This window comes from Pseudomonas sp. T1.Ur, from assembly GCF_023516725.1.
Lineage (GTDB): Bacteria > Pseudomonadota > Gammaproteobacteria > Pseudomonadales > Pseudomonadaceae > Aquipseudomonas > Aquipseudomonas alvandae.
Window position 1 is genome coordinate 1,125,345 of record NZ_JAMGSN010000001.1, and the last position, 18,017, is coordinate 1,143,361.

Below are 18,017 nucleotides of genomic sequence, written 5' to 3' on the forward strand. Positions count from 1 at the left end.
CCCTGGTGGGCCCTACCGGTTCCCTCAATCTAGGAGTGTACGGTTCGGTCCGTCAATCGGACCCGCCAAGGGTCGGGGTTGAGCCCCGGCGTTTTTTAGGCGCAGAATGGTCGCCCTTGGGGTTTTACCTCGCCTGTTAGATAAGGAAACTCGATGACCCGTCTTCGTGCCATCTGTACCGCAGTTGCTCTGGTGTGTGCCAGCGGCCCTGTCCTCGCCGATACCGCCAGCCACAACGCCAGTGCCGAAGCGTTCCTGACCCTGGCGCACGCCGACAAGCTGGGCACCCCGGTGTACATGCAAGTGCAGCAGATGTTTGCCCAGCGCTTCGAGCAGACCAAGGCTCCGGAATCGAAAAAAGCCACCCTCGAGACTTACCAGGCCAAGGCCAACGCCGCGCTGGACCAGGCCATCGGCTGGAACAAGCTCAAGCCGGACATGGTCAAGCTCTACACCAGCAACTTCAGCGAGTCGGAGCTCAAGGACCTGGTGTCCTTCTATCAGTCTCCCCTGGGCAAGAAAGTCCTGGAAAAAATGCCACAGCTGACCCAGCAGTCGGCGCAACTGACCCAGGCCAAGCTTGAAAGCGCGGTACCGGTGGTCAACAAGCTGCTGGCGGACATGACCGCCGAGCTCGAACCAAAAGCCGCCGCGCCGGCCAAGAAAAAGCCCTGAGCGGAGCCCGGCATGAGCATGCAACAACGCATTGAATCGACCCTCGGGCTCTTGCAGCCCGAGCACCTGCAAGTGCTGGACGAGAGCCACATGCACAGCCGTGGGCTGCAAACCCATTTCAAGGCGGTGGTGGTCAGCCGGCAGTTCGAAGGGCTCAATCGGGTCAAGCGTCACCAGAAGGTCTACGGCACGCTGGGCGAGCTGATGGGCGAATTCCACGCGCTGGCGCTGCACACCTACACGCCTGAAGAGTGGGCACAGATCGACGCGGCCCCGGCTTCGCCGACCTGTGCTGGGGGTAGCGAGCTATAAGTTTCAAGCTACAAGCTACAACCCTGAGGCTTGCCGCTTGAAGCTTGAAGCTTGAAGCTGCTTTTTTGCTACAATCCGCAACGCGCCGCTCACCCGGCGCGTTTTTTTTCGCATCCGGTTCACCCTTTGCGAGGGTAGCCACCTGGAGAAATACCCATGACACCCCCCATTGTCGTGGCGGCACTGTATAAGTTCGTCACCCTGGAAGATTACGTCGAGCTGCGCGAGCCCCTGCTCAAGGCCATGCTCGACAACGGCATCAAAGGCACCTTGTTGATCGCCGAAGAAGGCATCAACGGCACCGTTTCCGGCACCCGCGAGGGGATCGACGGGTTGATGGCCTGGCTCAAGAACGATCCGCGCATGGACGACATCGACCACAAGGAGTCGTACTGCGACGAGCAGCCGTTCTACCGCACCAAGGTCAAGCTCAAGAAAGAGATCGTCACCCTTGGCGTGGAAGGGGTGGACCCGAACAAGCGGGTTGGCACCTATGTCGAGCCGCAGGACTGGAACGCGCTGATCAGCGATCCGCAAGTGCTGTTGATCGATACCCGCAACGACTACGAAGTGTCCATCGGCACCTTCGAAGGCGCCGTCGATCCCAAGACCGCCAGCTTTCGTGAATTCCCCGAGTACATCAAAGCCAACTTCGACCCGACCCGGCACAAGAAGGTCGCCATGTTCTGCACCGGTGGCATTCGCTGTGAAAAGGCTTCGAGCTACATGCTCGGTGAAGGTTTCGAAGAGGTCTATCACCTCAAGGGCGGCATCCTGAAATACCTCGAAGAGGTGCCCCAGGAAGAAACCAAATGGCGCGGCGACTGCTTTGTATTCGATAACCGCGTGACGGTGCGCCACGACCTCAGCGAAGGCGACTACGATCAATGTCATGCGTGCCGCACGCCGGTAAGCGTGGAAGATCGCGCTTCGGAGCACTATGTGCCGGGCATCAGTTGCCCGCATTGCTGGGACAAGCTGAGCGAGAAGACCCGTCGCAGCGCCATCGACCGGCAGAAGCAGATCGAGCTGGCCAAGGCTCGCAACATGCCTCACCCGATCGGCTACAACTACAAGCAATCATCCTCCGAGGCTTAAGCCATGGCATCGCGCCTGCTGTATGTGATGGACCCGATGTGTTCCTGGTGCTGGGGCTTCGCGCCGGTGGCGCAGGCATTGGTCGAGCAGGCGCAGGCCGCAGGCGTGGAGTTGCACCTGGTGGTGGGCGGCTTGCGCACCGGCAGCGGCTCGGCCTTGGAGCCGACGACCCGGCGCTACATTCTTGAACATTGGCAGGCGGTCACCCAGGCCACCGGCCAGCCGTTCAACTTTGAAGGGGCATTACCCGACGGTTTTGTCTACGACACCGAGCCTGCTTGCCGGGCATTGGTGACGGCCCGCAGCCTGGCGCCGGACCTGGCCTGGAAACTGGTGAAGCTGATCCAGCAGGCTTTTTACGTCGAAGGTCGCGACGTGACCCGCGCCAGCATCCTGGTTGAGTTGGCCGAACAGGCCGGACTGCCGCGGATCGAGTTCGCCGCGGCATTCGACCGTGCCGACCAACACGCTGCCACCGCTGCGGATTTCACCTGGGTACAGGACCTTGGCATCGCCGGGTTCCCCACGCTGCTGGCCGAGCGTGACGGGCAATTGGCCCTGCTGACCAATGGCTACCAGCCCCTGGAGCAGTTGGCGCCATTGCTGGGACGCTGGCTGGAGCGGGCGACCTGTGCCTGATGACCTGCCCAACGTCAACGCGTCGGCCCCGTCGCCTATCGATCGGTTGAGCTGGGCAGAAATCCGTCGCCTGGCCCTCAAACATAAAAAAGCCTTGTGGATCGCCAACGGCGTGGCCGTGCTGGCCACCTTGTGCAGCGTGCCCATCCCGTTGCTGTTGCCGCTGTTGGTGGATGAGGTGCTGTTGGGCCACGGCGATGCGGCGTTGAAGATCATGAACCTCGCCTTGCCAACGGCTTGGCAGAGCGCGGCCGGTTATATAGGACTGATGCTGTTGGTCACCCTGACGCTGCGCTGCTGCGCCTTGGTGTTCAACGTGTTGCAGGCGCGCCTGTTCGCCAGCCTGGCCAAGGACATCGTCTATCGCATCCGTGTCCGGCTGATCGAACGCCTCAAGCGAATTTCATTGAAGGAATACGAAAGCCTGGGCAGCGGTACCGTGACCACGCACCTGGTCACCGACCTCGACACCCTCGACAAGTTTGTTGGCGAAACCCTTAGCCGCTTCCTGGTCGCCATGCTGACGCTGGTGGGCACTGCCAGCATCCTGATGTGGATGCACTGGAAGCTGGCACTGCTGATCCTGTTGTTCAACCCGCTGGTGATCTACGCCACGGTGCAGTTGGGCAAGCGGGTGAAGCACCTGAAGAAACTGGAAAACGACAGCACCTCGCGCTTCACCCAGGCCCTGACCGAGACCCTGGATGCGATACAGGAAGTGCGCGCCGGCAATCGCCAGGGTTTTTTCCTCGGGCGGCTGGGGATGCGCGCCAGGGAAGTGCGCGATTACGCGGTGAGTTCGCAGTGGAAAACCGACGCCTCGAACCGTGCCAGCGGTCTTCTGTTCCAGTTCGGCATCGATATCTTTCGCGCCGCGGCCATGCTCACCGTGCTGTTTTCCGACCTGTCCATCGGCCAGATGCTGGCGGTGTTCAGCTACCTCTGGTTCATGATCGGCCCGGTCGAACAACTGCTGAACCTGCAGTACGCCTTTTACGCGGCGGGCGGAGCCTTGAACCGTATCAACGAACTGCTGGCGCGGGCCGATGAGCCGCAGTACAGCGGCGGCGTCGACCCGTTCACGGGGCGCGACACCGTAGGCATCGATATTCAAGGGCTCACGTTCGGCTACGGTGAGGAGAGGGTTCTCAACCGATTGAACCTGTCCATTTCGCCGGGTGAGAAGGTCGCTATCGTAGGGGCCAGCGGTGGCGGTAAAAGCACCTTGGTGCAATTGCTGCTGGGACTCTACACACCCCAGGCCGGCAGCATCCGGTTTGGTGGCGCGACGCAGCAGGAAATCGGCCTCGACACCATCCGCGAAAACGTCGCGGTGGTGCTCCAGCATCCGGCGCTGTTCAACGACACGGTGCGGGCCAACCTCGCCATGGGCCGCGACTGCAGCGACGAGGCCTGCTGGCGGGCATTGGAAATTGCCCAGCTCCAAGATACGGTGCGGGCGCTGCCCTTGGGGTTGGAAAGTATTGTCGGTCGTTCCGGCGTGAGGCTGTCGGGTGGCCAACGCCAGCGGCTGGCTATCGCCCGCATGGTGTTGGCCAATCCACGGGTGGTGATTCTCGACGAAGCGACATCGGCGCTGGACGCCGCCACCGAGTACAACCTTCACCAAGCATTGGCGCGGTTCTTGAGTGGGCGTACCACTTTGATCATCGCTCATCGGTTGTCCGCGGTGAAACAGGCGGACCGAGTATTGGTATTCGACGGCGGGCAAATCGCCGAAGACGGCGACCATTTGCAACTGATTGCCGAGGGTGGTTTGTACGCAAGGCTCTATGGTCACTTGCAACAAACACAGCGACCTTGAGTTTCCTGCACTTTTCTGTGCTTAGTATCGGAAAAAAATCAGCCAAATCCCCCGATTTTTCCAAATCTCCACCAAAAGCCAGGCGATCCGGTCATCCCGACGTTCGAAGGATTGAAAACTAGCCTAGGCTGTGGAATCAGGAGCGGAATTCTCGCGGGTGCTCAATGGCAATGTCTGTGCAAGGGACCTCATGAAGCAAAAGCGGACTCTCGGAACGCCACGGTTGTTGGGTATCGTCTGGCCTTTTATCGCCGTTGTGCTATTTCAAGCATTGCTTGGAGGCGTCAGTCTTTACGTGTTGTCGGCAGTCCGCGGTTATGTAGCAGGGGAAAGCCTTTGGTCCAAGGGCCAGAAAGACGCCATTTATTACCTCAACCTTTACGCTGACAGCCGTGACGAGGCGATTTTTCTCAAGTACCAGCAAGCCATCGCCGTGCCCGAGGGCGGTCACGAGCTGCGGGTAGCACTGGATCGCCAGCCGCCTGATCTCGACGCCGCGCGGGCCGGGATTCTCAAGGGCGGCAATCATCCCGACGACGTAGCCAGCGTGATCTGGCTGTATCTCAATTTCCGTCATTTCAGCTATCTGGAGGAGGCCATCGATCTCTGGACGGTGGGGGATGGCTACCTGATTGAACTGGATAACGTCGCCCGGCAGATGCACGCCAGCATCAGCGCCGGCCAAGCCTCGGAAACGGATATCCGTGGCTGGAAGGCACAGATCTTCGCCATCAACGATTCCGTGACCCCAGCCGCGAAGGCATTCAGTGATGCCTTGGGCGAGGGCTCGCGGTTTATCCTGCGCCTGTTGCTCGTGACCAATTTCGCCACGGCCCTTGGGTTGATTGTCCTCGCGCTGTTGCGCACCCATAAACTGCTGGCCCAGCGGCAGGTCTTCGCCAATGCGCTTCAGTTGGAGAAGGAGCGGGCCCAGATCACCCTGCAATCGATTGGCGACGGCGTGATCACCACCGACGTCGAGGGCGCCATTGCCTACATGAACCCCGCCGCGGAAGCGATGACCCACTGGAAAGCCGAGCACGCCACGGGGTTGCCCCTGGCGGCGCTGTTCAATCTGCTCGATGACAATGCCCAGACTGAAGGGCTGACCTTGATCGAGCATATCTTGAGCGGACGATTGGGGGGCGGCAGCGAGCATTCCAAATTGATCCAGCGCCTGGACGGCAGCACGGTGTCGGTCACCCTGGTGGGGGCGCCGATCCGCCACGCCGGCAAAGTCAGTGGTGCGGTGCTGGTGCTGCACGACATGACCCAGGAGCGCCAGTACATTGCCAATCTGTCTTGGCAAGCCACTCACGATGCCCTGACCGGCCTGGCGAACCGCCGAGAATTCGAGTACCGCCTCGAACAAGCGCTGCATAACCTGACTCGCCAGGTCGGGCGCCACGCCCTCATGTTTCTCGACCTGGATCAATTCAAGCTGGTCAACGACACCTGTGGCCATGCGGCCGGTGACGAGTTGTTGCGACACATTTGTGCATTGCTGCAATCGGGGTTGCGGGAAAACGACACGCTGGCGCGATTGGGCGGTGATGAATTCGGCATCCTGTTGGAAAACTGCTCGCCGGAGGCCGCGGAGAAAATTGCCGAAGGCCTGCGCCAGACCGTACAGAACCTGCATTTCGTCTGGAAAGGCCGGCCATTCGTGACCACCGTGAGTATCGGCCTGGTGCATATCGCCCAGAGCCCGACCACCCTGGAGGCGTCCCTGCGTGCCGCCGACATGGCCTGCTACATGGCCAAGGAAAAGGGACGCAACCGGGTCCAGGTCTACCATGCCGACGACTCGGAGTTGTCCCTGCGCTTCGGCGAGATGGCCTGGGTGCAGCGCTTGCACATGGCCCTGGAGGAAAACCGTTTCTGCCTTTACGCCCAGGAGATCGCCGCATTGGGCCCGGGGGATCATGGCGGTGGGCATATCGAGATATTGCTGCGCCTGCATGACGAGGCCGGGCGGATGATTCTGCCGGACAGTTTCATTCCGGCGGCGGAGCGCTATGGCTTGATGACTTCGTTGGACCGCTGGGTGGTGGAGAATGTCTTCAGGATCATTCGCCAATGCCTGAACGAATCCCGGCAAGGCCCGTTGGCCATGTGTGCGATTAATCTGTCAGGCACGACTATAGGAGATCAGGCGTTCCTGGACTTCTTGCGTAAACAGTTCGCGGCCTACTCGATTCCGCCGGAAATGATTTGTTTTGAAATTACTGAGACCAGCGCCATTTCGAATCTGGGTAGCGCGATCCGCTTTATCAATGAACTCAAAGGTTTGGGCTGTTATTTCTCACTGGATGACTTTTGCGCCGGAATGTCTTCATTCGCTTACTTGAAACATTTACCTGTAGACTTCTTGAAGATCGACGGGAGTTTCGTAAAGGATATGCTGGACGACCCGATCAACCGGGCAATGGTCGAAGTGATTAATCATATCGGCCATGTCATGGGTAAGCGTACGATTGCCGAGTTTGTTGAAACGGCCCAGATCGAGCAGGCATTGCTGGAAATCGGTGTGGACTACGCTCAGGGGTATGTCATCGAGCGGCCACAGATGTTTACCTGTGACACGTTGCAATGTAGGCCGGCCAGGCCTCAGCCGTTGTTGTTCAAGGCCCCCGGCACGTTCCGCTGAAACTCTTGTTGATCCGCAGAAAATCACAATCAAAAGGAGCCCGACAGTGATCGACACATTCAACCGAACAGGCCCGCTCATGGACGCCAAGAGCTATCCGCAATGGGCACAGCAGCTCATTGCAGATTGCGGCGAGAGCAAGCGCCGGGTTGTAGAACACGAACTGTATCAACGCATGCGCGACAACAAACTCAGCGCCAAGACCATGCGCCACTACCTTATCGGTGGTTGGCCCGTCGTCGAACAGTTCGCCTTGTACATGGCACAAAACCTCACCAAGACGCGCTTTGCCCGCCATCCCGGCGAGGACATGGCGCGCCGCTGGCTGATGCGCAACATTCGTGTCGAACTCAATCATGCCGATTATTGGGTGAACTGGAGCGCCGCTCATGGCGTGACACTCGAAGATCTGCAGGCGCAGCAGGTGCCACCTGAGCTGCATGCGTTGAGTCATTGGTGCTGGCACACCAGCTCGGCGGACTCGTTGATCGTGGCGATTGCCGCGACCAACTACGCCATCGAGGGCGCGACCGGGGAGTGGTCGGCGGTGGTCTGTTCCAGTGGCGTCTACGCGGCGGCTTTCGCCGAGGAAGACCGCAAGCGGGCCATGAAGTGGCTGAAGATGCACGCCCAGTATGACGATGCCCACCCTTGGGAAGCGCTGGAGATCATCTGCACCCTGGCGGGCACGAATCCGAGCAAGTCGTTGCAGATGGAACTGCGCCAGGCCGTCTGCAAAAGCTACGACTATATGTATCTGTTCCTGGAGCGCTGCATGCAACTGGAACACTCAGGCGTTGCAGAGAAAACCGCGCCCAGCCGTGAACGCCTGGCGTTGGCGGGTAGCTGATCCCCAATAGCTTGACCCTCCTGTGGGAGTGGGCTTGCTCGCGAAAGCGGTCTGACCATCAACCTGCGTTGACTGATCCGGCCCCTTCGCGAGCAGGCTCGCTCCCACATTGGTTTTGTGGCGACCGGAAGTTTCAAATGCGCCGCCATTCCCTTGTGGGAGCGCGCTTGCTCCCACATTGGTTTTGTGGCGACCGGAAGTTTCAAGTGCACCGCCATTCCCTCGTGGGAGCGCGCTTGCTCCCACATTGGTTTTGTGGTGACCGGAAGTTTCAAGTGCACCGCCATTCCCTTGTGGGAGCGAGCTTGCTCGCGAAAGCGGTCTGACCGTCAACCTTGCGTTGATTGTTCTGGCCCCTTCGCGAGCAAGCTCGCTCCCACATTGGTTTTTGTGGTGACCCAGAAATTTGAAGTGCGCCGCCAATCCCTGTGGGAGCGAGCTTGCTCGCGAAGGCGGTGTGTCGACGAGAAGCAGAACAAGTCTCAGCCCGCCATCGTCAGCCGGTTCCGGCCTTCGCGCTTGGCCACGTATAACGCGCTGTCGGCCCTGCGCAGCAGGCTTTCAGCAGACTCACCGGGCAGCAGCGTTGCGCATCCCAGGCTGACGGTCAGTTCGATCCGAGTGCCTGCGGCAAAGTAATCCTGTGCCTGGGCGGCGTAACGCAGCCGTTCGCCGACCATGGCCGCCGCGTCCCGGCTGGTATTGGCCAGCAGGATCAGGAATTCTTCGCCACCAAACCTGAACACCATATCCACATTGCGCAGTTGGCTCTTGATCGAGTCGGCCACGGCTTTCAGCACTTCGTCGCCGACGCCATGTCCATGGCTATCGTTGATCCGCTTGAAATGATCGATGTCCAGCATCAACAGCGAGAGTGGCTGCATGTGACGCCTGGCCATGTCGATCTCACGTTCCAGCGTCTGGTCCATGGCGATACGGTTGCCGGTACCGGTCAGCGGATCGCGCAGGGCGCTTTGCGTGGCGGCGCGATAGAGCAAGGCGTTGCGCAGTGGGAAAAACAGCGTGGAGAGTATCGACTCGAGTTCGCTCTGCTCCGAGTTGGTGAAGCGCTGGTTGCGGCGGAACACCAGTTCACCCAGGTGTTCGCCTTCATGGCTAAGGTTGTAACTGAGGCTGTGATGTCCGCGCTGGCCAAATTCAAGGCGCAGGTCGCTGGGTTTGTGCTGGTAGGCCAGCGCATCCAAGGGCACCAGCCGCTGCACTTCGCGGAAGAACAGGCCAAGGATCCTCTGCGGCTCCAGGCTGGTCTGCAACTGCTGGCTCAATTGCTGGCGCAGTTGTGAAAGGCTGACGGGCCGCGTCACGAGCGGCGACGGCTGGGCAAGGCCCAGGCGCTGCAGCTTGGCGCTGTCAAAGTCGATCGCATTGGTCTGCGTGGGCGTTTTCATATGGCGTGAGCCCCTAACTGAGTCGATCCTGGCCGGCGGGTGAAGCGGCACTGGGCTACGCGTCGTACTGATCCTTCAGTCCCGAAGGACATTGGTTTGAGTTTAGTCCGCTTTCTTGCGCTGGCGGATCCCGTCTCAACGTCCATTGCTTGCCGGACATGGCGTGCTTGAGTGGTTAGAGCGAAAGTCGTGCCATTCGGTTCATCTTTAAAAAAACACGCAAAAAATCAGCATGTTACTGACGGGTGAGGGGCGATAAGAGGGGCAGCTGGCGGCAAGGTCTTGGCGCTTCGCTGGGTAATGCACCGAAGGTGTCTGCGCCGCGACGGTAAACCGCCGCGACGAGAGGTGGGCAGTTACTGCGCGTTGAAAGCCTGGCCATTGACGCCTTGGCTGTCTGGTCCCATGAGGTAGAGGTAGACCGGTAGGATTTCCTCGGGCGTCGGGTTGTTGAGCGGGTTCTCCCCCGGATAGGCTTGGGCCCGCATGCTGGTGCGGGTGGCGCCGGGGTTGATGCTGTTGGAGCGCACCGGCGCAACGGTGTCGACTTCGTCGGCGAGCGTCTGCATCAGCCCTTCGGTGGCGAACTTGGAGACGCCATAAGCCCCCCAATACGCCCGGCCCTTGCGCCCGACGCTGCTGGAGGTGAACACCACGGACGCGTCCTTGGACAGCTTCAGCAATGGCAGCAGGGTGCTGGTGAGCATGAACATGGCATTGACGTTCACGTGCATCACGCGCATGAAATTCTCACCGGACAACTGCTCCAGCGGCGTGCGAGGGCCGATGATCGAGGCGTTGTGCAGCAGGCCGTCGAGGTGGCCGAACTCGGTCTCGATCATGGCTGCCAGCTCATCGTATTGATGGGGCAGGGCGGTTTCGAGGTTGAAGGGGATCACCGCCGGCTGTGGATGACCGGCCGCTTCGATTTCATCGTAGACCTGGGTCAGGTTGGCCTCGGTCTTGCCCAGCAACAGAACGGTAGCGCCATGGGCGGCATAAGCCTTGGCGGCAGCGGCGCCGATACCACGACCGGCACCGGTGACCAGGATGACGCGGCCTTCGAGCAGGTCGGGGCGGGCGGAGTAGTCAAACATAAAGAAACCTCACGAAACAAAACAATGCGTAGTGGTGCGCAGTTGTGGCGAGGGAATTTAGCGAAACGTCGCACCGCCCCGCTGGGTTCGATTTGATGTACTGCGGTGGCAGATATATTTTGGGGGCGCTTCGCGACCCAACGGGGATAAATCCCCTCGCCACAGCAAGCTCCCTCGCCACAAAAGCGGTACTCAGATCAGCAACTGCACAACGCGTTATCCAGCACTTCACGCAGCGCCAGGGGGTGGTCGATCACCACATCCGCGCCCCAGTGCTTGGGGTTGTCGTCCGGGTGGATATAACCGTAGGTCACCGCGCAGGTCTTGGTGCCGGCGCTGCGGCCGGACTCGATGTCCCGCAGATCATCGCCCACGAACAGCACGCTGGCCGGGTCCAGGTCGAGCATCTTGCACGCCAGGATCAGCGGTTCCGGGTCCGGCTTGCTGTTTTTCACATGGTCTGGGCAAATCAACACTTTCGAGCGCTCGGCCAAGCCCAACTGCTGCATGATCGGCTCGGCGAAACGTACCGGCTTGTTGGTGACCACGCCCCAGATGAGGTTGGCCGCCTCGATGTCGGCCAACACTTCGGCCATGCCATCGAACAAATGGCTGTGGACCGCGCATCCCTTGAGGTAGCGGTCGAGGAATTCCTGGCGCAGCTCCTCGAACCCTGGCGATTCCGGGTCCATCGAGAACGTCACGGCGACCATCGCCCGGGCACCGCCGGAAATTTCGTCGCGGATGTGCTGGGTGTTCATCGGCGGCAGGCCACGGTCGGCGCGCATGGCCTGGCAGATGGCGATGAAGTCTGGCGCGGTGTCGAGCAGCGTGCCGTCCATGTCGAAGAGAACCGCTTTGAGACGCATCGACTTATTCCTCGCGCAGGGTCTGGATCATGTAGTTGACGTCAACGTCGGCGGCCAGCTTGTAGTGCTTGGTCAACGGGTTGTAGGTCAGGCCGATGATGTCCTTGACGGTCAACCCGGCCATGCGGCTCCAGGCGCCCAGTTCGGAAGGACGGATGAATTTCTTGAAGTCGTGGGTGCCGCGTGGCAGCAGCTTCATGATGTATTCGGCGCCGATGATCGCGAACAGGTAGGCCTTCGGGTTGCGGTTGATGGTGGAGAAGAACACCTGGCCGCCGGGCTTGACCATCTTGAAGCAGGCGCGGATCACCGACGAAGGGTCCGGCACGTGTTCGAGCATTTCCAGGCAAGTCACCACGTCGAACTGGCCGGGCATTTCCTCGGCCAGGGCTTCGGCGGTGATCTGCCGGTACTCCACGCTGACGCCCGATTCCAATTGATGCAATTGCGCAACCGCCAGCGGCGCCTCGCCCATGTCGATGCCCATGACGGTGGCGCCACGCAGGGCCATGGCTTCGCTGAGAATGCCGCCGCCACAACCGACGTCGAGGACTTTCTTGCCGGCCAGGCTGACCCGCTCGTCAATCCAGTTGACCCGCAGCGGGTTGATGTCGTGCAGCGGTTTGAATTCGCTCTCGCGGTCCCACCAGCGATGGGCCAGGGCTTCGAACTTGGCGATTTCAGCGTGGTCGACGTTGCTCATGTGCAGATCCTCGAAAAACTTGAAAAATCAGTGACCCCGAGCCGTGGCTCAAGGGGCGTGCTATTCGTTCTGGCCGCTCACCCGGCGGCCCCAGGCCTGGGCCGTGGCGGTCAGTTGCGCCTCGTCCATGCGAGTCAGGCGACCGTCCTCCAGCAACGGCTTGCCGGCCACCCACAGGTGTTTCACGCAATGGCGGCCGGTGGCGTAGATCAACTGCGATACCGGGTCGTAGATCGGTTGTTGCGCCAGGCCGGACAGGTCGAAGGCCACCAGGTCGGCGGCCTTGCCGACCTCCAGTGAACCGACGATCGACTCGATACCCAGCGCCCGCGCGCCATTGAGCGTGGCCATGCGCAAGGCCCGATGGGCATCCAGTGCGGTGGCCGAGCCGGCGACGGCTTTCGCCAGCAGGGCGGCGGTGCGGGTTTCGCCCAGCAGGTCCAGGTCATTGTTGCTTGCTGCGCCGTCCGTGCCGACCGCGACGTTGACGCCGGCCTGCCACAGGCGCTCCACCGGGCAGAAACCGCTGGCCAGTTTCAGGTTCGATTCCGGGCAATGGATCACGCTGCAGTTGTGTTCTACCAGCAGGGCCTGGTCCTCGTCGCTGACCTGAGTCATGTGCACCGCCTGGAAGCGCGGTCCCAACAGGCCAACCCGGGCCAGCCGGGCCATTGGCCGCTCGCCGGTGTTATCCACAGCCTGCTGCACTTCGAAGGCGGTTTCGTGAACGTGCATGTGAATGGCCGCGTCCAGCTCCTCGGCGATCACCCGGATTTTCTCCAGGTTCTCATCGCCCACGGTGTACGGCGCGTGGGGGCCGAATGCGACTTTGATCCGTGGATGGTGCTTGAGATCGCCGAACAGCTCGATGCCCTGACGAATGGCGTCATCGGCGCTGGCGGCACCGGGTATCGGAAAGTCGAGGATCGGGATGGCGATTTGCGCGCGGATGCCGCTGTTATGGACACGCTCGCTGGCAACCTTGGGGTAGAAGTACATGTCGGAGAAACAGGTGATGCCGCCCTGGATCTGCTCGGCGATCGCCAGGTCGGTGCCGTCGCGGACGAAATCTTCATCGACCCATTTGCCCTCGGCGGGCCAGATGTGCTGTTCGAGCCAGGTCATCAGCGGCAAATCATCCGCCAGGCCACGGAACAGTGTCATGGCCGCGTGGCCGTGGGCGTTGACCAGGCCCGGGCTGAGGAGCATGCCAGGTAGCTCGCGGATTTCCGTGGCATCGCACTTCAACGCCTCGGCTCGTGGCCCGATGAACACGATGCAGCCATCACGGATGCCCAAACCATGATCCTTGAGCACGACACCGGCGGGTTCGACAGGCACCAACCAGGTCGGCAGCAATAATAAGTCGAGCGCAACGGCAGGCTTGGGCATCGTGGAACGGTTCCATGGGTTATAAAGGATGGCGAAGTATACCCGAGCGTCTTCGCGGAGGGATCGCTATAATCGGCGGCTTTTGTTCATGAGTGCGGGGTGAAGGATGCGCGATCGACTGTTGGCTGCGGAGAAGGTGAAGGCCATCGATTGGCGCGATGGCGCTCTTTATCTGCTGGATCAGCGTGTTTTGCCGTTCGAGGAAAACTGGATCGGCTACACCAGCGCGGCCGGCGTGGCCGAGGCCATCCGTTCGATGGTGGTGCGCGGTGCGCCGGCGATCGGCATCAGTGCGGCGTATGGCGTGGTGCTGGCGGCGCGGGCGCGGTTGGCCGAGGGCGGAGACTGGCAGGCGGCGCTGGAAGCGGATTTTGCCTTGCTGGCCGATTCCCGGCCGACGGCGGTCAATCTGTTCTGGGCGCTGGATCGCATGCGCGACCGATTGGCGCGTCTCAAGGAGCAGGCCGACCCGCTGGCAGCCCTTGAGGCTGAGGCCATCGCGATCCATGAAAGCGACCGCGAGGCCAACCTGACCATGGCCCAGCTCGGCGTCGACCTGATCCGCAAACACCAGGGCAACGCCCAGGCCATCCTGACCCATTGCAACACCGGCGCCCTGGCCACCGGTGGCTTTGGTACCGCCCTTGGGGTGATTCGCGGGGCGTTCATCGAGGGGATGGTCGAGCGCGTCTATGCCGACGAAACCCGTCCCTGGCTGCAAGGGTCTCGCCTGACCGCCTGGGAACTCGCCAACGAAGGCATTCCGGTGACCCTCAACGCCGACTCCGCTGCCGCCCACATCATGAAGACCAAGGGCGTGACCTGGGTGATCGTCGGCGCCGACCGCATCACCGCCAATGGCGACGTGGCGAACAAGATCGGCACCTATCAACTGGCGGTGTGTGCCATGCACCACGGCGTGCGCTTCATGGTGGTGGCGCCGAGCTCGACCATCGACATGAACCTGGCCAGTGGCGACGATATTCCGATCGAAGAGCGTGATGGCCGTGAATTGCTGGAAGTCGGCGGCAAGCGGGTCGGGGCGGACGCCGATGCCTTCAACCCGGTCTTCGATGTGACCCCGGCGGACCTGATCGATGCCATCGTGACGGAGAAAGGCATCGTCGAGCGGCCGGATGCGGCGAAGATGGCGCAGTTGATGTGTCGCAAGCGCTTGCATTGAAGGCTTTCGGCGTCTGAGCTGGCCCCATCGCGAGCAAGCTCCCACACATTGGATGCGCGGCGTGCCTGAATTCCCAGGCATACAAAAATCCCTGTGGGAGCGAGCTTGCTCGCGATGGGGCCGGCAAAGCCCGAAAATTAGCCGAATCCAGCCACGAATCGCGATTCCCAGCGCCTCTGAGCCCCTCTCGTCCCATTCCAGCCTGTCATCGGTCAACTAACTACACACCATGCGCATCTGGGGGATAGGTGCGTGGCGGCTCTTGTGATAACATCCGGCGGTTTCCAAGGCTGCCTCGCGAGGTGGCCTTTACTGCGCAGATCCATGGCATAACTCGTTGATTTGTCGTAAGTCGCTGCATGGCATTTGTTCTGCAGCGGCGAGCTTCGTTCGTCCCATCTGGACGTGACGAGGTTTCACCAGAAAAAGGAATCAGGCTTCTCATGGGCGAACTGGCCAAAGAAATCCTCCCGGTCAATATCGAAGACGAGCTGAAACAGTCCTACCTCGACTACGCGATGAGCGTAATCGTCGGGCGGGCGCTGCCGGATGCGCGCGATGGCTTGAAGCCCGTGCACCGCCGCGTGCTGTTCGCGATGAGCGAGCTGGGCAACGACTTCAACAAGCCGTACAAGAAATCCGCCCGTGTCGTCGGCGACGTGATCGGTAAGTATCACCCCCACGGCGACACTGCCGTGTACGACACCATCGTTCGTATGGCGCAGCCATTCTCCCTGCGCTACCTGCTGGTGGACGGCCAGGGCAACTTCGGTTCGGTGGACGGCGACAACGCCGCGGCCATGCGATACACCGAAGTGCGCATGACCAAGCTGGCCCACGAGCTGCTGGCCGACCTGCACAAGGAAACCGTGGACTGGGTGCCGAACTACGACGGCACCGAAATGATCCCGGCGGTCATGCCGACCCGTATCCCCAACCTGCTCGTCAACGGCTCCAGCGGTATCGCCGTGGGCATGGCGACCAACATCCCGCCGCACAACCTCGGTGAAGTCATCGACGGCTGCCTGGCCCTCATCGACAACCCCGAGCTGACCGTCGATGAGCTGATGCAATACATCCCTGGCCCGGACTTCCCGACCGCGGCGATCATCAACGGTCGCGCCGGCATCATCGAGGCCTATCGCACCGGTCGCGGTCGCATCTACATGCGCGCCCGCTCGACCGTCGAAGACATCGACAAGGTTGGCGGCCGCCAGCAGATCGTCATCACCGAGCTGCCGTACCAGCTGAACAAGGCCCGCCTGATCGAGAAGATCGCCGAGCTGGTGAAAGAGAAGAAGCTCGAAGGCATCACCGAACTGCGCGACGAGTCCGACAAGGACGGCATGCGCGTCGTGATCGAGCTGCGCCGCGGCGAAGTGCCGGAGGTGATCCTCAACAACCTCTACGCCCAGACCCAGTTGCAAAGCGTGTTCGGCATCAACATCGTCGCGTTGATCGACGGCCGTCCGCGGATCCTGAACCTCAAGGACCTGCTGGAAGCCTTCGTCCGTCACCGCCGTGAAGTCGTCACCCGTCGTACCGTATTCGAACTGCGCAAGGCGCGCGAGCGTGGCCACATTCTTGAAGGCCAGGCTGTTGCCCTGTCGAACATCGACCCGGTCATCGCCCTGATCAAGGCTTCGCCAACCCCGTCGGAAGCCAAGGAAGCGCTGGTCAGCACGCCTTGGGAATCCTCCGCGGTGGTGGCAATGGTCGAGCGTGCCGGCGCCGATTCGTGCCGTCCGGAAAACCTCGACCCGCAATACGGCCTGCGCGAAGGCAAGTACTTCCTGTCCCCGGAGCAGGCGCAAGCCATCCTGGAACTGCGCCTGCACCGGCTGACTGGCCTGGAGCACGAGAAGCTGCTGGCCGAGTACCAGGAAATCCTCAACCAGATCGGCGAGCTGATCCGCATCCTCAACAGCGCCACGCGCCTGATGGAAGTGATCCGCGAAGAACTGGAAGTGATCCGCGCCGAATACGGCGACGTGCGCCGCACCGAGATCCTCGACGCGCGCCTGGACCTGACCCTGGGCGACATGATCCCGGAAGAAGAGCGCGTGGTGACCATTTCCCACGGCGGCTACGCCAAGACCCAGCCGCTGGCCGCCTACCAGGCCCAGCGTCGCGGTGGCAAAGGCAAGTCGGCCACGGGCGTCAAGGACGAGGACTACATCGCTCACCTGCTGGTCGCCAACAGCCATACCACGCTGCTGCTGTTCTCCAGCAAGGGCAAGGTGTACTGGCTGAAGACCTACGAAATCCCAGAAGCATCCCGCGCCGCCCGCGGCCGTCCGCTGGTCAACCTGTTGCCGCTGGATGATGGTGAATACATCACCACCATGCTGCCGGTGGAGGAATACACCGAAGGTCACTACATCTTCATGGCAACCGCCAACGGCACCGTGAAGAAGACCCCGCTGGAATCCTTCAGCCGCCAGCGCAGCGTCGGCCTGATCGCCCTGGAGCTGGACGAAGGTGACGTGCTGATTTCCGCCGCGATCACTGACGGCGAGCGCGAAGTCATGCTGTTCTCCGACGGCGGCAAGGTCACTCGCTTCAAGGAATCCGACGTTCGCGCCATGGGCCGTACCGCCCGCGGTGTGCGCGGCATGCGCCTGCCGGAAGGGCAGAAGCTGATTTCCATGCTGATCCCGGAAGAAGGCAGCCAGATCCTCACCGCTTCCGAGCGTGGCTACGGCAAGCGTACCGCCATCAGCGAGTTCCCCGAGTACAAGCGTGGCGGCCAGGGCGTGATTGCCATGGTCAGCAACGAGCGTAACGGCCGCCTGGTCGGTGCTGTCCAGGTGCTTGATGGCGAGGAGATCATGTTGATCTCCGACCAGGGCACGCTGGTACGTACGCGGGTCGACGAAGTGTCCAGCCTGGGTCGTAACACCCAGGGCGTGACGCTGATCAAGCTCGCCAAAGACGAAAAACTGGTCGGGCTCGAGCGCGTCCAGGAGCCGTCGGAAGTCGAAGGCGAGGAGCTGGAAGGGGAAGAAGGCGAAGAAGGTGTAGCGTTCGATGGCACCCTCGGTGCCGATGTCGACGACACCGTCGGCGATCAACCACTCGACGCTGCCGCAGACGAAGAAGAACCGCAGGACTAAGCGGACACACAGGGGGCGGATGAAGATTCGCCCCCTTGTTGTTTGTTCCGTTTGAAAATTTGCGACACTGCACATTCCCCTCTGGGGTGATGCTGCTCCACTGAGGTTTCATGCCTTGAGCGAACGGCCCCTGTGGGAGCGAGCTTGCTCGCGATGACGGGCTGGCATTCAACATCAATGTTGACTGTTGCGCCGCTAT

Annotated in this window: 14 protein-coding genes; 9 read left to right on the plus strand and 5 right to left on the minus strand. The window is 61.2% G+C overall.

Going from position 1 to position 18,017, the window contains the following annotated elements:
- Nucleotides 1-153: 153 nt before the first annotated feature.
- From M8Q45_RS05260 to M8Q45_RS05290, 7 genes are all read left to right on the plus strand, one after another.
- Entirely contained in the window at nt 154-675 is a 522-nt protein-coding gene (locus tag M8Q45_RS05260) for a DUF2059 domain-containing protein (protein ID WP_030141033.1), read from the plus strand.
- Between the two features lie 12 nt (nt 676-687).
- Nucleotides 688-987, plus strand: coding sequence for a BolA family protein (locus tag M8Q45_RS05265; RefSeq protein ID WP_249873831.1), 300 nt, complete (start codon nt 688-690; stop codon nt 985-987).
- 156 nt (nt 988-1,143) lie between these two features.
- Nucleotides 1,144-2,085, plus strand: a complete 942-nt coding sequence (gene trhO, locus M8Q45_RS05270) for an oxygen-dependent tRNA uridine(34) hydroxylase TrhO (RefSeq protein ID WP_249873832.1) — start codon at nt 1,144-1,146, stop codon at nt 2,083-2,085.
- A 36-nt stretch (nt 2,086-2,121) separates the two neighbouring features.
- Nucleotides 2,122-2,724, plus strand: a complete 603-nt coding sequence (locus M8Q45_RS05275; protein WP_187293339.1) for a DsbA family protein — start codon at nt 2,122-2,124, stop codon at nt 2,722-2,724.
- A complete protein-coding gene (locus tag M8Q45_RS05280) occupies nt 2,654-4,549 on the plus strand; it encodes an ABC transporter ATP-binding protein (RefSeq protein ID WP_249873833.1) in 1,896 nt (631 codons plus the stop codon). Before M8Q45_RS05275 ends, M8Q45_RS05280 begins: the two co-directional genes overlap by 71 nt.
- 190 nt (nt 4,550-4,739) lie before the next feature.
- Nucleotides 4,740-7,199, plus strand: a complete 2,460-nt coding sequence (locus M8Q45_RS05285) for an EAL domain-containing protein (protein ID WP_249873834.1) — start codon at nt 4,740-4,742, stop codon at nt 7,197-7,199.
- Between the two features lie 79 nt (nt 7,200-7,278).
- On the plus strand, nt 7,279-8,049 hold the full coding sequence (locus M8Q45_RS05290) for an iron-containing redox enzyme family protein (protein WP_283939121.1): 771 nt from the start codon (nt 7,279-7,281) through the stop codon (nt 8,047-8,049).
- 482 nt (nt 8,050-8,531) lie between these two features.
- Here the strand turns inward: M8Q45_RS05290 and M8Q45_RS05295 are convergent, their stop codons facing one another.
- The 5 genes from M8Q45_RS05295 to M8Q45_RS05315 all read right to left on the minus strand — a co-directional run bounded on the left by M8Q45_RS05295 (nt 8,532) and on the right by M8Q45_RS05315 (nt 13,519).
- Nucleotides 8,532-9,458, minus strand: a complete 927-nt coding sequence (locus M8Q45_RS05295) for a GGDEF domain-containing protein (RefSeq protein WP_249873836.1) — start codon at nt 9,456-9,458, stop codon at nt 8,532-8,534.
- Nucleotides 9,459-9,814: 356 nt separating this feature from the next.
- Nucleotides 9,815-10,555: a YciK family oxidoreductase gene (locus tag M8Q45_RS05300; protein WP_249873837.1), complete on the minus strand. Its 741-nt coding sequence runs from the start codon at nt 10,553-10,555 to the stop codon at nt 9,815-9,817.
- 197 nt (nt 10,556-10,752) lie between these two features.
- Entirely contained in the window at nt 10,753-11,424 is a 672-nt protein-coding gene (gene mupP / locus M8Q45_RS05305; protein WP_181288831.1) for an N-acetylmuramic acid 6-phosphate phosphatase MupP, read from the minus strand.
- Between the two features lie 4 nt (nt 11,425-11,428).
- Complete coding sequence (gene ubiG, locus M8Q45_RS05310; RefSeq protein WP_249873838.1) at nt 11,429-12,127, minus strand: bifunctional 2-polyprenyl-6-hydroxyphenol methylase/3-demethylubiquinol 3-O-methyltransferase UbiG; 699 nt, start codon at nt 12,125-12,127, stop codon at nt 11,429-11,431.
- A gap of 60 nt (nt 12,128-12,187) precedes the next feature.
- Complete coding sequence (locus M8Q45_RS05315) at nt 12,188-13,519, minus strand: TRZ/ATZ family hydrolase (protein ID WP_249873839.1); 1,332 nt, start codon at nt 13,517-13,519, stop codon at nt 12,188-12,190.
- 106 nt (nt 13,520-13,625) lie between these two features.
- On the opposite strand from M8Q45_RS05315, the gene mtnA reads away from it, so the two are divergent.
- Together mtnA and gyrA are read left to right on the plus strand one after the other, a co-directional pair.
- Nucleotides 13,626-14,702: an S-methyl-5-thioribose-1-phosphate isomerase gene (gene mtnA, locus M8Q45_RS05320; protein ID WP_249873840.1), complete on the plus strand. Its 1,077-nt coding sequence runs from the start codon at nt 13,626-13,628 to the stop codon at nt 14,700-14,702.
- Between the two features lie 443 nt (nt 14,703-15,145).
- Nucleotides 15,146-17,818, plus strand: a complete 2,673-nt coding sequence (gene gyrA / locus M8Q45_RS05325; RefSeq protein WP_030141018.1) for a DNA gyrase subunit A — start codon at nt 15,146-15,148, stop codon at nt 17,816-17,818.
- The last annotated feature ends 199 nt before the right edge of the window (nt 17,819-18,017 follow it).

What these genes read in the sequence shown, in the direction of transcription:
- M8Q45_RS05260 (WP_030141033.1), top strand. Translation starts at nt 154, where the DNA reads ATGACCCGTCTTCGTGCCATCTGTACCGCAGTTGCTCTGGTGTGTGCC.
- M8Q45_RS05265 (WP_249873831.1), top strand. Translation starts at nt 688, where the DNA reads ATGAGCATGCAACAACGCATTGAATCGACCCTCGGGCTCTTGCAGCCC.
- trhO (WP_249873832.1), top strand. Translation starts at nt 1,144, where the DNA reads ATGACACCCCCCATTGTCGTGGCGGCACTGTATAAGTTCGTCACCCTG.
- M8Q45_RS05275 (WP_187293339.1), top strand. Translation starts at nt 2,122, where the DNA reads ATGTGTTCCTGGTGCTGGGGCTTCGCGCCGGTGGCGCAGGCATTGGTC.
- M8Q45_RS05280 (WP_249873833.1), top strand. Translation starts at nt 2,654, where the DNA reads ATGGCTACCAGCCCCTGGAGCAGTTGGCGCCATTGCTGGGACGCTGGC.
- M8Q45_RS05285 (WP_249873834.1), top strand. Translation starts at nt 4,740, where the DNA reads ATGAAGCAAAAGCGGACTCTCGGAACGCCACGGTTGTTGGGTATCGTC.
- M8Q45_RS05290 (WP_283939121.1), top strand. Translation starts at nt 7,279, where the DNA reads ATGGACGCCAAGAGCTATCCGCAATGGGCACAGCAGCTCATTGCAGAT.
- M8Q45_RS05295 (WP_249873836.1), bottom strand. Translation starts at nt 9,458, where the DNA reads ATGAAAACGCCCACGCAGACCAATGCGATCGACTTTGACAGCGCCAAG.
- M8Q45_RS05300 (WP_249873837.1), bottom strand. Translation starts at nt 10,555, where the DNA reads ATGTTTGACTACTCCGCCCGCCCCGACCTGCTCGAAGGCCGCGTCATC.
- mupP (WP_181288831.1), bottom strand. Translation starts at nt 11,424, where the DNA reads ATGCGTCTCAAAGCGGTTCTCTTCGACATGGACGGCACGCTGCTCGAC.
- ubiG (WP_249873838.1), bottom strand. Translation starts at nt 12,127, where the DNA reads ATGAGCAACGTCGACCACGCTGAAATCGCCAAGTTCGAAGCCCTGGCC.
- M8Q45_RS05315 (WP_249873839.1), bottom strand. Translation starts at nt 13,519, where the DNA reads ATGCCCAAGCCTGCCGTTGCGCTCGACTTATTATTGCTGCCGACCTGG.
- mtnA (WP_249873840.1), top strand. Translation starts at nt 13,626, where the DNA reads ATGCGCGATCGACTGTTGGCTGCGGAGAAGGTGAAGGCCATCGATTGG.
- gyrA (WP_030141018.1), top strand. Translation starts at nt 15,146, where the DNA reads ATGGGCGAACTGGCCAAAGAAATCCTCCCGGTCAATATCGAAGACGAG.